The organism is Candidatus Poribacteria bacterium, from assembly GCA_026702755.1.
Classification (GTDB): domain Bacteria; phylum Poribacteria; class WGA-4E; order WGA-4E; family WGA-3G; genus WGA-3G.
This window is the reverse complement of sequence record JAPPBX010000018.1, coordinates 43,095-57,278: the sequence shown is the minus strand read 5'-3', so window position 1 is coordinate 57,278 and position 14,184 is coordinate 43,095. Positions and strand designations below refer to the sequence as shown.

Annotated in this window: 13 protein-coding genes; 4 read left to right on the top strand and 9 right to left on the bottom strand. The window is 48.8% G+C overall.

Annotated features, from left to right (window positions below):
• The first annotated feature begins 31 nt into the window (after positions 1-31).
• The 3 genes from OXH39_03755 to OXH39_03745 all read left to right on the top strand — a co-directional run bounded on the left by OXH39_03755 (position 32) and on the right by OXH39_03745 (position 2,354).
• Positions 32-880: a LamG domain-containing protein gene (locus tag OXH39_03755; protein ID MCY3549552.1), complete on the top strand. Its 849-nt coding sequence runs from the start codon at positions 32-34 to the stop codon at positions 878-880.
• 282 nt (positions 881-1,162) lie between these two features.
• A complete protein-coding gene (locus OXH39_03750) occupies positions 1,163-1,543 on the top strand; it encodes a VOC family protein (protein MCY3549551.1) in 381 nt (126 codons plus the stop codon).
• Between the two features lie 16 nt (positions 1,544-1,559).
• Positions 1,560-2,354, top strand: coding sequence for a phytanoyl-CoA dioxygenase family protein (locus OXH39_03745; protein MCY3549550.1), 795 nt, complete (start codon positions 1,560-1,562; stop codon positions 2,352-2,354).
• Positions 2,355-2,385: 31 nt separating this feature from the next.
• On the opposite strand, the gene OXH39_03740 is transcribed toward OXH39_03745, so the two are convergent.
• The 7 genes from OXH39_03740 to OXH39_03710 form a co-directional block, all read right to left on the bottom strand.
• Positions 2,386-3,114: a class I SAM-dependent methyltransferase gene (locus tag OXH39_03740; GenBank protein ID MCY3549549.1), complete on the bottom strand. Its 729-nt coding sequence runs from the start codon at positions 3,112-3,114 to the stop codon at positions 2,386-2,388.
• Positions 3,115-3,116: 2 nt separating this feature from the next.
• Complete coding sequence (locus OXH39_03735) at positions 3,117-3,875, bottom strand: sugar phosphate isomerase/epimerase (GenBank protein ID MCY3549548.1); 759 nt, start codon at positions 3,873-3,875, stop codon at positions 3,117-3,119.
• Between the two features lie 53 nt (positions 3,876-3,928).
• Complete coding sequence (locus OXH39_03730) at positions 3,929-4,948, bottom strand: Gfo/Idh/MocA family oxidoreductase (protein MCY3549547.1); 1,020 nt, start codon at positions 4,946-4,948, stop codon at positions 3,929-3,931.
• A 92-nt stretch (positions 4,949-5,040) separates the two neighbouring features.
• Positions 5,041-6,093 carry a zinc-binding dehydrogenase gene (locus tag OXH39_03725; protein MCY3549546.1) on the bottom strand — a complete coding sequence of 351 codons (1,053 nt, stop codon included), beginning with the start codon at positions 6,091-6,093 and terminating at the stop codon, positions 5,041-5,043.
• Between the two features lie 65 nt (positions 6,094-6,158).
• Positions 6,159-6,443 carry a hypothetical protein gene (locus tag OXH39_03720; protein MCY3549545.1) on the bottom strand — a complete coding sequence of 95 codons (285 nt, stop codon included), beginning with the start codon at positions 6,441-6,443 and terminating at the stop codon, positions 6,159-6,161.
• Positions 6,444-6,536: 93 nt separating this feature from the next.
• Positions 6,537-7,397, bottom strand: a complete 861-nt coding sequence (gene fdhD, locus OXH39_03715) for a formate dehydrogenase accessory sulfurtransferase FdhD (protein ID MCY3549544.1) — start codon at positions 7,395-7,397, stop codon at positions 6,537-6,539.
• A gap of 33 nt (positions 7,398-7,430) precedes the next feature.
• The gene (locus OXH39_03710; GenBank protein ID MCY3549543.1) at positions 7,431-9,476 is read right to left on the bottom strand and encodes a tetratricopeptide repeat protein; all 2,046 of its coding nucleotides are present in this window, start codon (positions 9,474-9,476) and stop codon (positions 7,431-7,433) included.
• A 614-nt stretch (positions 9,477-10,090) separates the two neighbouring features.
• On the opposite strand from OXH39_03710, the gene OXH39_03705 reads away from it, so the two are divergent.
• Complete coding sequence (locus OXH39_03705; protein MCY3549542.1) at positions 10,091-12,469, top strand: helicase-related protein; 2,379 nt, start codon at positions 10,091-10,093, stop codon at positions 12,467-12,469.
• Here the strand turns inward: OXH39_03705 and OXH39_03700 are convergent.
• Together OXH39_03700 and OXH39_03695 are read right to left on the bottom strand one after the other, a co-directional pair.
• Positions 12,466-13,470 (bottom strand): hypothetical protein, encoded by a 1,005-nt coding sequence (locus tag OXH39_03700; protein ID MCY3549541.1) that lies wholly within the window; start codon positions 13,468-13,470, stop codon positions 12,466-12,468. The genes OXH39_03705 and OXH39_03700 overlap by 4 nt on opposite strands.
• 69 nt (positions 13,471-13,539) lie before the next feature.
• Complete coding sequence (locus OXH39_03695) at positions 13,540-14,184, bottom strand: hypothetical protein (GenBank protein MCY3549540.1); 645 nt, start codon at positions 14,182-14,184, stop codon at positions 13,540-13,542.

Below are 14,184 nucleotides of genomic sequence, written 5' to 3'. Positions count from 1 at the left end.
ATTAGGCTTAAAACAATAAGGAGCTTTTATTATGAAGCAGATGTGTCTGTTTTTCATTTTAGCACTTATGGTATTCAGTGCCAACAGTTACGCCGAGCTTGAAGATGGTCTCGTTTCTGTCTGGAACTTTGACGACGGGTCAGCGAACGATTCTATTGGAAGCAACGATGGCGAATTCATGAACGGTGCCAGCACTGCAGACGGTCGTCACGGGATGGCACTCAACCTTGACAATCCCGAGAATCCCGCGACCGGTGAAAACACCGGACAATATGTCGAAATCCCTTCCGCTGCAAGCCTTGAAAAAGAAGATGGGGTTTTCTCTGTCTCCTTGTGGGTTAACGTCAGGGAAGGCGGCGGCAGAGACCACGCAGGAATGTTCTTCAAAGGCGACAAGGTCGGTTGGGGTGACCACTTCATGGTGCGAATGTGCACCACGAGTGACACCAACATGACCTGGGGCAGTTGCTGGGAAGGCAGTGAAGGTTGGTTCGCCACCAACGATGTTTACGCAGTAGACGAATGGGTGCACGTCGCTTACGTTGTTAATGGTACAGAAGCCACAGCGTATGTGACCTCATCTGTCACCGATGGTACTGTGGTTCCCCCCAGTGGACAGTCCAATCCAAGGTCAATTGAGACACCGCTTCGGACGTTCCCGGAGCGTCCGGTTGAAATCGGTGTCGGACGGCAAGTCGGTGGCAATGCAGGCAACGACTTCTGGCTTGATGGTATGATTGACGAGGTCTACTTTTGGGAACGTGCGCTTAGCGAAGACGAAGTCAAGGAACTCGCTGATGGTGCGACTGTTGGTGCGACTGTCGATGTGGAAGCACAAGGAAAACTCGCTACTACATGGGCGCATATCAAGAAACAGTAAGTGTTATTAACCTGAAACAAAGAGGCTCCGGATTTCATCAATCCAGAGCCTTTTTGTTTATCATAATCCAAGTTGCCACCTCGGTAGCAGAATTTGTTAGAATGTGCTAATTATTGTAGCATAGACTGTTAGTCTGTGCTTCTGTGTCCACAAACGAACAGTTTACGCTGCAAAACGCCACAGATAATAGTCCTTGTTGCCTGAAAAACGGAGTTTACATGCCTAAACCTTGTAAGTAGCAACTTGGGTTATCATATACCGCAGTATCAGTGGAGATGTGTTATGCAAGGTTATTACGGCATTGGAGAGGTTTTCGTTAAAGTTGCAAATCTTGATCAAGCAGCGGCGTTTTACCGAGATTTGCTTGGCTTTGAGATCGTAGAGCGGAACAATCGGCAGCTTTATATCTACTTAGAGAACGGACATCTTGTACTCAAGGAAGCTGGTTCACCGGGGCATGATGCAGGGGGACCGATGCACTTCGCCTTTGTGACAAGCACCGAGCGGATTAACCAACTCGCTGAACAGTTCGCAACGCTACCTTATCGGACCCGTGGTCCTTTTGATTTTGACGACCCGCGCGGCAAGTGCCGGGCTTTCTTCATCTTTGATCCAGACGGAAATGAAATTGAGTTTAATGATCTTTACTGTCCAACCGATTAGATCAAGGAAACCTAAAATGCTAACCCATTCAGAAATTGACGCTTTTGTCGAAAACGGATACATCATTCGTAAGGGAGCACTCCCCGAAACCGACATTCAAATCTATCGAAGTGCTATTGATCGGATACTCCACAAGTGCCGTATTGAAAGGCTACACGCCGATCACCTACGCTACATAGATGGCAAACGCGATGACATCTGGGGTGTCAATAACATCTTCCATCCAAGCATTCGTGAAAAAGCACTTGTGGACGCGCTTGCGCACCCGCAGATATTGGATGTCATTGCAGCACTTATTGGGGAAAGATTAAGGTATCACCTCTGCACCCTCCTCGTTAGTTCCGAGCGGAAATCGTACCACATTAACTGGCACCGAGATTCAGCACCGGACGGAGAGGTGCCTCTTGAAACCCTTCTTGGTCGACTCAGAAGCCACGTGCAGCTCAACGGTGCCCTCTATGACGATGAGACGCTTTACATCGTGCCGGGGAGCCATAGACGTGAACTCACTGATGCGGAGCGTGCAGTCATACAGCAAACACCAAAGGAAGCGATGCCGAACCAACTTGTCGTCAAGCTGAAAGCCGGTGATATCGTCTTTTACAATTCAAGTTTGCTCCACAAAGGCTGCAACCTTACCGGATCAAAACGGCAGACGCTTCACTATGCTGTTCTTACCGCGCCATCGGAAAGCGAACCTGCAAACCCAGAGAGTCCAACCAGCCAAGAATGGCTCAACGAACCCTCTTTTCTGGGCAGTCTTCCAGATCGACTCAAACCGCTTTTTGACAATTGGCTGAAATATGGATAGCCGTGGTAGTAGGGGCTGGGTTACCCAGCCCCTACACTTTATGGCAAATCATCGCGGTGATCCAACAGAACCGCTTGAGGAATGGTAGATATTTAAGGAGAAATGTGTCAATCGCCTTGAAAACGCGGAGGGTTCCCCTATAGAACAGTGGAATAGTAATGCATTTCTGCCAGAACAGCGCGCTCACTGCAGTGAGATGAAACTCACGATGCTCTAACTGCTCAAATTCAGCACCGACTGTTTCAATGTCCCGCATTGAAAAATAACGCAGCTTGCCAGAATACTTAAGAAACATTTTTCGATACAGCCACACCGCTGGGTGGTAGCGCATGTTTTCCATGAAGATCGCCTTACCCCCCGGCTTGAGAACACGATAGCACTCTTTCGCAATGTGGCTGTGTTCTGTAAAAACCAACACAGATTTGGAGATAATAAAATCAAAGGTATTATCTGGAAAGGCGAGGTGCATCGCGTCCATCAGGGCAAAATTAACTTCCTCAGCGACGTTGTGTTCCGTAGCTCGCGCCTGTGCTTCAGCGAGTCGAAAAGGCAGTAGATCAATTCCAACAACAGAGGCACCGCGTTTCGCCAGTAGTGTTGCGGTCCCGCCTGTGCCGGTGCCGAGTTCAAGGATCCTTTTCCCTTCCAAGATCCCCATTTTCGGAAGGACGTACTCGAAAACAGGGAGATAGAAATCTTCCCACCAGAGCAGAAGGTCTGTTTCAACACTATCGGAACGCGGTGCCTCAGATGCCAGCAAACCTAAATTTTCCCCATCTTTCGTAGATTTTCAATGCAACGTTCAGCACATTCAATCGGCGGATAGGCGTAACTTTCCTGCTCAACGATGTACCATTCGGTGCCACCGACGGTTTCACAGGCACGGAACACAGCGTCCCACGGAATTTCGCCTTCACCGACGTTTGCTTTGTCATTCGTGGCGGAATACTCTTTTAGATGCACCACTTTTGATCTACCGGGGTAGCGTTCAATAAAGGATACAGGGTCGGCACCGGCGCGAAGGGCATGACCGATGTCAATTTGCATCACGACATCGTCGCGGGTGTTACTGCCGAATATATCCCATGGGATCTCGCCATCCATGGGTGTGAATTCGCCCGTGTGGTTGTGATAACCGGTGAACATCCCTTGGTCAGCGATTTTTTCAGCAATGCTGTTGAAAACTTCTGAGGTATCAAGCCATGCCTGCCGAGAACCTTGGTATTCTCCGGGTAATCCCGGCACAATCAGATACGGATTGCCGAGCGTCTGGTTAAACTCGACCGTCTCAGCGAGTTCATCACCGAGAAGTGTGTTTATCCCTGTATGCGTCCCAGCAACTTTCAATCCAAGGTCATCGCACATCCCGCGTAATTCTTCGGCAGTCCGGTCATAGTAACCAGCAAACTCAACACCTTCATAACCCATCTGCGCGACAGCTTGGAGCGTCAAAGATAAGTCACCAGCACAGTCGTCTCTGACGGAATACAGTTGTAATGCGATCGGAATTCTATCACTCATAAAATTCTCCAGATGCTCCTGTGGGCGCGATTTGGAAACGCGCTTATATTCGTTTATGACATCGGCAAGTTGACGACCTGCCCACTATCTGCTGACACCAAACCTGCTTCAAGGATTTCTTGGGCATCCCGACTCACTTTGGGGCTGCACAAGCCTTCAACGGGTTCGTCCGTCTCTAAACAGTGAATGAAGTATTCTGCGGCGTTACGTCTGCCCTCTGGGAGTGGTTCAGGTGTTATCACTTCGGCATCGCTACCTGCTGGATGCAGGTGTACTTCGTTTCCGCTGACCATCAGCGCACCCTCAGTGCCATAAACTACTGGGTTCGGTGTGACATAACCGACTTTCTGTGTCCAAGACGCTTCCGTAATTCCGAAGGCATTACCGTATTTCATGACAATGACAGCGTTATCGTCGGGAATCGGGTAGTCTTTGACGAAGGTACCACGGAAGGCAGTCACTTGCTGTGGGGTGCCAAGGAGGTAAGCACACATATCAGCGCAATAACAACAGTAATCCATCAACGCACCAGCACCGTTTTTCTCTTCGTCGTAGAGCCACTCGTAGAAGTAGCGGGAGCATCCGATTTCCTTCGGTCCGTTGTGTGCAGAGCGCCATTTGAAGTAGAAAAGATCACCGATAGCACCGTCTTTGATAAGATCCATTGCGGTGTTGAGTGCAGGACTCCATGCGGTGGGCCAGTTCACCATCAACAAGGTGCCAGCGTTCTCGGCAGCAGCAAGCATCTGATCTGCTTGGGAGAGACGCGCCGCCATCGGTTTTTCTGAAACGACGTGGATACCCTTCGCCGCTGCAGCTTCAACGATGTCGGCTCCAGCGTTGTTCTCGGCTGACACCTGGAGGATGTCTAATTCCTCGTTCTCCACCATTTCTTGCCAAGAATTATAGACATTTTCAACACCAGTTTCTGTGCTGAACTGGGAGCGTAATTCCGCATTGACATCGCCTGCAGCGACAATTTCAACGTTTGGATGTGCCTGCCAGTGGCCAAGTTCACCCCAGACATGATCATGTACAAGAGATGCAAAGCCAATTCGATACGTTTTTGCCATTAATGATGTCTCCTATAGGCGCGCTGTATCAGCACGCAATGTATATACACTTAAAAAGCGCGTTTACAAATCCGATATGCCCCAATATTCGCCTATTCTTCAGCTCGAACCGCAATTTTAATCGCTGTTTCACCCTTAATACGGTAGTCCCCATTGAGTGCGTGAAAACCATCTGCGACCTGTGAGAGCGGCAGCTGGTGACTAATCATGTCGGCAAAGGGCAATCCACTCTGTTCAAGGAGCGGTAAGCCGCGAACGAAGTGTTCATAACTGCTGCCCCAGATGGCTTCGACCCGAAGGTTTTTGCGCATCAGCAATTGGTTAATGTTGAAGTCAATTGAACCCATATCCACAAAGTGACCGACTTCAACAAAGGTGCCGCTGCGTCGGGTGTACCCCAATCCTTCTGGTGTAGCGGGGAGAAAACCCGCACATTCAAAGACAACATCCGCGCCCTCTTTGCGCGGGGTTTCCGCCATCACAAATTCCGTCCGCTCTTCGGGAGAGGTGACCTCTTCAATATCAATTGTTACGTCCGCACCGAGCCGTTTGGCGAGTTCCAGTCGTCCGGCGGGTCCACCCACCATAATTACTTTCGCAGCACCGCTCAATTTCGCGCATGCAAGCGTCACAAGCCCAATAGCACCGGAACCTTGTACAACGACGGTGTCACCGAGTTTTATTTCTCCGCGCATTGCGGCATGAACACCAACAGTGAAAGGCTCCGTTAGCACTGCGACCTCAGGAGAAGCGTCGGTTTTCATAAAGCAGGTATTCGGATAGTTGAGATACATATAATCCGCGAACCCACCGCGAAAGTGTGGTGCCTCGTCTGGATTCCATTGGAAACCGTAGGCACCGTAGTTTGTTCCGGGGGCGAAAATAACCCTGTCTCCTTCTTTCACCGGTTTACCGACATAATCGGTTTCCACACCTTCACCGAGTGCCTCAATGATGCCGACGTTTTCATGTCCCAACAGTACTTCCTGCTGGAAACCGTTCTGCCAGTTATGCAGATCAGTCCCGCAGATACCTGCGAGTTCCTGACGAAGTAGCACTGTATTCGGTTCAGGTTCGGGGACCGGGTATTCACGAATCTCAAAATCTTTGCCGCACGCGACCACGGCTCTCCCTGTCCGACTCATATCTGTTTCTCCTTAGGTTTGTTTTAGTTGGCGCGCTTTCTTAACGCGCCTTCGTTTGACCATATTCAGACATATTTCCGCTTCTTTCGCGAAATAAGCACAATGGCTATAATAGCGACAATGAGAATTGGCACCCAGAACGCTTTAACGAATCCCCAGAAAATGGTAAATCCGATCCAAAGCAAGACTTCAATCCCGACGATAACCGCCGTTTTATTCCATGGGAAGTCCGCGCCGTACTGTTTTTTCAACCGACTGGCATATATCCACGAAACCACTAAAGTGCCAACTATAGCCACAAAAAATAACAAATTAACAAGATTTTGGATGCCCTCTAAAATGAAACTCATGATAATTTTACTCCTTTGTAGAAGGGGTTTGTAAGCCCGATTTCCTTTTACCCTTATAGAGACATCCCACCGCAAAAGGATAGAAAAATTTGTCTACACATCTTTTTCGTTTTCTCGCTCTGCACGGCAAATCCGCTCCGGGCAGCTATAGACCGCCATGCTCTGCCCGCGCATGAAGCCTACTAACGTGAGGTTACCCTCCTTGGCAAGGTCAACCGCGAGTGTCGATGCCGCGGAAACCGCAACAATAATCGGGATGCGGGCAAAGAGTGCCTTCTGCACGATTTCAAAACTCGCACGACCACTTACCATCAGAATATGACGGTCAAGTGGCACCAAGTCAGCCAATACTGCTTGTCCAATGACTTTATCGACGGCGTTGTGTCTACCGATGTCCTCTCTGACAATTAGAAGTTCACCCGCTTCATTGAATAACCCCGCGGCGTGGAGTCCACCTGTTTTTTCAAAAACGGATTGTGCTTTCCTTAATCGATCGTTGAGTTTATAGAAGACATCTTGATTCACACGGAATCCCGAATTCAGTGGCGACACCTGCTGCCGCACAGATTCAATCGTCATTTTGCCACAGAGTCCGCAGCTTGCATTCGCGTGAAAATTCCGTTGCCAACCCGATTGTGTCTCAAGGTCCAGTTCTTTCACAAGGCGAACATTGACGATATTCTGCAACGACGATAAACCGGCAGGCTGCATTTCAGAACTCTCTTCATCACAATAGGCAATGATTTCGATGTCATCGCCAGAAGTTATGAGGCTTTCCGTATACAGAAAACCTGCGGCGAGTTCAAAATCGTGTCCGGGAGTCCGCATCACAACGATCAAACTCTGTTGCCCCACCCGAATTTCCAGTGGTTCTTCAACAACCAATTCGTCTTTGACCTGGGCGGGTTTAGCGTCTGACCAACGCGTGATAAGTTTTGTGGATGTCGGTTGCATAGTTTTTTATGTTCACACGCTTATGAACAGATTTCATTGAACACTCGTGCTTACTAAGCCGTTACTGGTTGCTATCCATACCCTATTGTTCATTACCACAAGGGCTTTTGTTGTCAATTCACCTCTGGTTATCTGAGGCATTGCTACATACTCCCACGCCTGAGAGCGTGTGTGATACGTGTAAAAATCATCGTTCGTTGTTATCCACAGCACTAACGGAATTGGTGGTTTGGGAGGCGGTGGTTCTATTTCTAATCCTGCTATTTCCGACGAAAATTCGGATATTGTTGGGTCCGGTGCTTCTTCTACCGGTATTTCCTCGGGATTTTTTTGAACTATAGGTGAAGTGTCTAAGGCACCCCTGATGTAAATGTTTCTTAAATCGTTTTCATCTTCTATGCCTGTGTCGAGTGTTGTCGATTTTCCGTTCCCACCGTCCATATCTGCTCGAAAAAAACCGTTGGATTTTTCGTCAGCGTTGAACCACGTAAAAAGCAGCTGCTCTTCTGCCGTATCAAGTCCAACGATTGTCATACCTTCTCGGAGAGCAGTGGAATGATAGGAATCCCACCCCTCAATTTCTCGGTCAAATATTCCGATAACACCATCTGCTGAGGTAGCCCAACATGTTTTAGGCGTTAGTAACAAAGTTTCTATATCATCCGCGGGTAGATCACTGTTGAAAGTGTTATAATGGAGAGGGGGTCCATCACTGCCACGAATCTTACGTATAATTCCAACATCTGTAGCGAACCAAACCTCCATTTCGTCCATCTTGATGTCTTTGACCCACGCGGGGAGACCTTCCGACAGGAAGTAAACCTCAATTTTGCCTGTTAACTTGCTGTAATGAACAACACCTTGAAAACGCGTCCCCACCCACACTTCCTGTTCGTTCGCAGCGATGGCTCTCACATCCGGCACATTCTCTAAGGCAGTGTTAATCAGCTGCGCCTGTCCTTCAATCGGTATCCATTTACCGTGCACGGTTTCAAACACCATTACACCTTTTGGGGTCCCTATCCATAGTCGTGTACCATCGGTGGTAATCGCTTGGATATGGTTATCGGGAAGCCCATCTGCATCGGTGTAAACAGTCCACTTCGTCTGGTCCAGAATCTCTTTTGCGCGTTCCTCTATTTTCTCATCGTTGCTGATCTCATCAACGAGGATCGCTTCACTTGCGGCTTCTTCCAGTCTACCGAGTTTCAGATAGGCAGCCGCACGGATGAGGTGTGCATCGTAAATCCATTCGCTTCCCGGATAGCGCGTAACAAACCCGTCCAAAGTATGCAGCGCATTTTCCAACTCACCTGTTTCTGCTTGTAGTTTTCCAATCAGGAATAGTGCTTTTTCATGTCCCGCCATGTCAGGATATTCTTTGATTGCCGATTCAAGAAGAAGTAGTCCGGCATTTTGGTCCTCCAATTGTTCGACGAGCAGAAATCCGGTGAGGTAGCTTAGCATTGGTACGTCCGTGTGTTCTGGATAATAGGTTAGAATCAATTGGTAACTATCCACTGCCACAGCATAATCTTCATTGGCAAGGGCAATATCTCCAAACTCATGGAAGAGTGGGACGAGGGCGAAACTTGGGGCATCAAGGAGTGCTGTAGAACGAAATCTTTCCAGTGCGTTTGCGGTGTCGCCATTTGCTTTGTAAAGTAATCCGAGTTGGTAGTGCGCAGCCGGATATTTTGGATATTCTTCGATTGCCTCTTCAAATCGTCGTTGTGCTAATTCAGGGAGCCCCATCTCCAGTAAATCAATTCCCCTGTTATAATACTTCGTGGCAGTTCCATCCGGAACATTTGCTAAATTTGATGTGAACTTGAGGGTATACCCTACCACTGGAAGTTGTAAAACTTGTCCATTGTACTCTATTTCAAAGTGGGTATCGGTTCCCCCGATCCAAGTCCCTGTGAGTCTGTCACCGTTTTCACTTTCAACAATGACATACTGTTCGCTGTAAACAGGGGACTGACAGAGTAATAGGATGGCAGGAACTATCAATGCAAATAATCGGTAAGCTTTCTGTTTTTTTGTATGCGTGTGTTTTACGAATTTCTGATGCGACATAATCTTTTCCTTTAGAACGTCAATTGGTAGATATGGAGTTATAATATCAGAAACGGGCGGAAATGTCAAGAGCGTTTGAGATTGTTGGCAGGGCTATTCAATTCTCCATTTTTGAGTCCAATTTTGGACCCCCAAGCCCGGTAGGTTCGGTTTCCCAACCGAACCGAGTTTTACACAGAAACTTTGAAGTGTTCAAAAACCTCTTGAATCCCGTAGGGATGGTATCTGTGTAGAAATGGGAATGAAAAAAGATAAAGCCCCGTAGGGGCGGCATTTGTAAAGATGGTGTTACAAAATGCCTCGAAAAATCCCTAAATTGATGCCTATGGTGCGGTTTCCCAACCGCACCGGACTTGAAAAAGAAAATTCAAAAATTGAGATAATCCGAGAATTTATCTAAAATTGAATGACCCTGAAATTGTTAGTGTTAGCAAATGTAAGTTTATGACGGTTAGGAATTTTATTGAGGAAGGTGCGATCTTAATCGTCTGAACCAGAATTCAAGGATTATCAGGATTACAGACGCTTGTGGGTCGCTGACTCTTGTTTCTCGCCATTTCCTTATAAAATCACACCTCTTGATACCTAATCGGCTATCGGTTATAATAGCCGTTATGAAGGAAACGAATCTTCCGATTACAGAATTGAAGACAACATTTCAGGATGCGATAGCGGAAGGTCCCGTGGTGATTGTGGCACCAACTGGCAGTGGAAAATCGACACAAGTTCCGCCGTGGTGCGCTGCGCTATCAGATAAACCGGTGCTTGTTGTTGAACCGAGACGCGTTGCATGCCGTTCACTCGCACGGTGGGTTGCCCAGCAGCGTGGCGAACCACTGGGACATTCAGTCGGTTATACGGTGCGATTTGAGGATGTTGGCTCGGATACGCTAACCCGCATCCGTTTTGTCACGCCCGGTGTTGCTCTGCGATATGCCGCTGGACCGGAATTGGATCAATACGGCACTATCATCTTGGACGAGTTTCACGAGCGCGGTGTAGAGACAGACCTGTTCCTCGCGATATGCCAAAAGAAACGACGCGACGCGAGACTCGTTATTATGTCCGCCACGATAGCCGCGCGACAACTCGCACAATTTGTTGGTGGGCAGGTGCTGCGTGCAGAGGGGCGCGTCTACCCTGTCGAAGCGAGATACCTTGGCGGGGCAGTTGTGCCGACATCCCATAATTTGGTGGAACGCGTCGAAAATGGAATTAAGCGTGCACTCAAAGAGACTGCAGGGAATATATTGGTTTTCCTGCCGGGCAAAGGTGAAATTAACGCATGTCACGACGCACTTCGCAAGATGCGGAATATAGAATTCATTCCTTTCCATGGCGATTTATCCGCCGATGCCCAGGACCTCGCATTTGAGACGCAACCCGAATATCGCCGAATTATCCTCGCAACCAACGTTGCTGAAACATCAATCACACTTCCGGGGATTACTGCTGTTGTGGATACTGGATTGGTGCGCCAGCGCGTCCATCAAAGCCGACGGATTGTCTTAGCATTACGTCCCATCTCGCAGGCTTCGGCTGAGCAACGTCGCGGACGTGCAGGTCGCCTCGGTCCGGGAATCTGCTACAGACTCTGGGAAGAACACGGGCAACTTGAACAGGAAACACCTCCAGAGATTCGTCGGGAGGATTTGACGCAATTCGTGTTGACTGTCGCTTCAACGGGTTATCGTCCACAGGATTTGACGTTTCTCGACGCGCCCCCTGATTTCGCAGTGGAACGGGCACAAACCGCCTTGAAGCGTTGGGGGGTTCTCTCTAACGAGGGCACGCTCACAACAGAAGGTGCCGAAATCTCTGCATTACCCATTGATCCCTTTCACGCCCGATTGTTGGTAAAGGCTCCCCCCTCTCTCCGACGCGATTTGGTTGATCTCATTGCGACTTTGGAACGTCCTGCGCCGTTATGGCGACGTATGGTCGGTATGTCAACTGAACAACAGGAGGCGGTTCAAAACGCTCGTCAGAAAGACCTTTTTCGGGATGGGTGCGATGCGACAACGGCAATCCGAACGTTGCGCTGCGGCGATGCGAAACGGCATCACCTCCATAGGACTGCCCTCGCTGAGTGTCGCAGAATTGCAACGCAGCTCAGGACGTTTTTTCAATTGCCGTCTGTCATCAAAGAAAAAGCATCACCGCAACCTGACCGCTCGGCACTGATCGCTTACCTCCTACGGGAGTGGGACGCTTGCGCCTACGTCCGAAGACGGAAAGGGAAGGGGTGGGGAAATGAACAGGGAGAGGTCTTGCTCGATTCCGATTCACTCCTCTCGGAAGGGCAGCACGCCGCTTTGATTCTGGAAACTGTTGGTATTGGGAAAGGCACACGCGTTCAATTGATGGGACGTACTGCCATGCCTTGCGCTTTTACTGACCTCGTTGATGCAGGAATCGGAACTTCTCAGGTTACCACACCGAGACTTGAAGGCGAAGACATCGTCGCAGAGGTGGTAACCGAATATGCGGGAAGGGAGATCGGACGCGAACGGCGACCGCTACGTGGGGCGTTGCTGAGAGAGGCGTTGGCATCGCTTATTCTCTCCGGAACCGTGTTCCCTGGTGCTGGTGAGCAGCTGACACGGGCGATTCATGCCTGGACCCTGCAGTGCGCGCTACAAACCTCGGAAATAACAGCACTAACACCGCACGAATGGTTGGTTTCACGGTTGGTTGTGTTGGGTGTGGAGGTCGCCGAGGAATGGAAACTTCTTTCACCGGAGGATTTGGTCTTCACAGAAATAGACGCTGACACTATCGCTGAAATTGAGGCACAGTATCCAAAAGAATTTTCTGTCAACGGTGCGAAGTTCAGCGTCGAATACCATCCTTCCGAAAAACTTGTCACATTGCGATGGGAGCGCGGCATCCGTCAACCGACGTTGAGTTCAGTATTACTACCACGCTGGAATAATTGGAAAGTGCAGCTTAATCTTCGCGGACAGATGCGAACGGTGCGTCCCACTTCTTAATCTGCTTTTATTTTTCCCCATACTGTTGTGAACAACTTCGGTTGTGGGACCACAGGTAAAACCAACGGGTCGAACCAATCTGGGTCCCTGTTATAGCCTTCATCTGTAAGCTGGTGTGGATTATCACTGCCCAGCGTAATTCTGAAGAGATGAATCTCTTTTCCGACAGGTTGCTCATATACGAGTTGGTTACCGAACGGGGACCAAGCAGGATCAGAAGTCTTGGTGTCACCAAAAACAACCCGCTCAAGTTGGCTGCCATCGCGGTTCACAGTGTAGATCGTCTCCACCGCGTTCGGCAGTTTTCCACCGGCTTTTAAAAAATTTCCCAGAACGAGCTGAACCAGATTTACACCGGTAAAAGCAATTTGGGTTCCATCTGGCGACCAAACTGGGTCAAAAGGGATCGCTTGTTCCATCGGAAGCACGATGTCTTCTACACCGGTTTGTAGGTTAATGATGTGAATTCCAAGGTCCTCCAGTGAAACAAAGACGATCTCGGAACCGTCTGGTGACCACGCTGGTTGCCAACCGCTCACGATTCGTTCCTCTCCAGTTCCGTCAATTGCAGCGGTGTAGATACCTGTTTCGTTAATTTCTGCATCAACACGGTAATAAGCAATCTGTTTCCCATCAGGTGCCCAGGTGCCGTGTAGTCTGTTTGCCAATTTCTGGAACACCTGTTGTACGTTTGTCCCGTCTGCGTTCATAAGAAACAGGTCCGAAATGCCATCGCGATTTGAGGTAAAAAGAATCTTATCCCCTGTCGGTGACCAGACAGGTTGAGAATCGGAGGCAGGATGTCGCGTTAATTGGATCTGCCCTGTCCCGTCCGGATTCATGATATAGATGTCGCTATTGCCCTTCTGTTTAATGTTTACTGTTTCAGAGGTATAGACGATTTTCGCACTCTCAGGTGCTCTTGCACAAACCTGACGCGTGTGAGCGAACACCAATACCAAACTAATGCAACAAAGGGTAAAGATACCCACGCTTTTCATAAGATTTTTCCCAATAAGACAAGCAAGTAAAGGCTTTCGTTTGTGTCTGTTTTTGGACGTTCATGCAAATTATTCGATTCGCTCGAAGGTACAACGGATATTTCCGCGGTGCAGCCAACCGTCGGGGCTTAATACCATGCCGAGATCTAATGTCAAATCCATCTGTGTCTCTTTTATGGAGATTCCCAATATGTCAGGTCTTAGCGTTATGGAGTGGACTTCTCCGTTATCTAACAGGACCTGTCTATGGATGCCATCTGCGAAACTAAATAGGAGATCCGGTATCTGGGTGCCAGCCGTCGGATAGAATGCGATTCCTCCACTGTCTGGTTTGTCCTCATCATGAACCGCCCCTGTTGAGTACGTTCCATGAGACTTCGTCATCATGTTTTCGATTTGGTACTGGTAAGAGACATCACCCCTTTTCCAGAATCGAAGCGTCAGTCCTTTAAGTCTACGGGCAGTGCGTGCGGCTTTTATTTTCAAGATGTCTTCGCTTCCACCCCGTTCCTCAATGACGAGTTCAAGAAATCGCCACTTGCCGAGCATATCATCCGAGAAAAAATTGCGTCTACGTTTAAACGTTTCTTTTCTTCGGGCATCTTCATACGCTTCACGACGGGTGTCGCGTTCGTTCTGCATCTGCTGGTATTTCACAGAGGTGCAACCCGTGAATACCAAAATCAGAATACAAAATGTCATTAAAATCTTCAT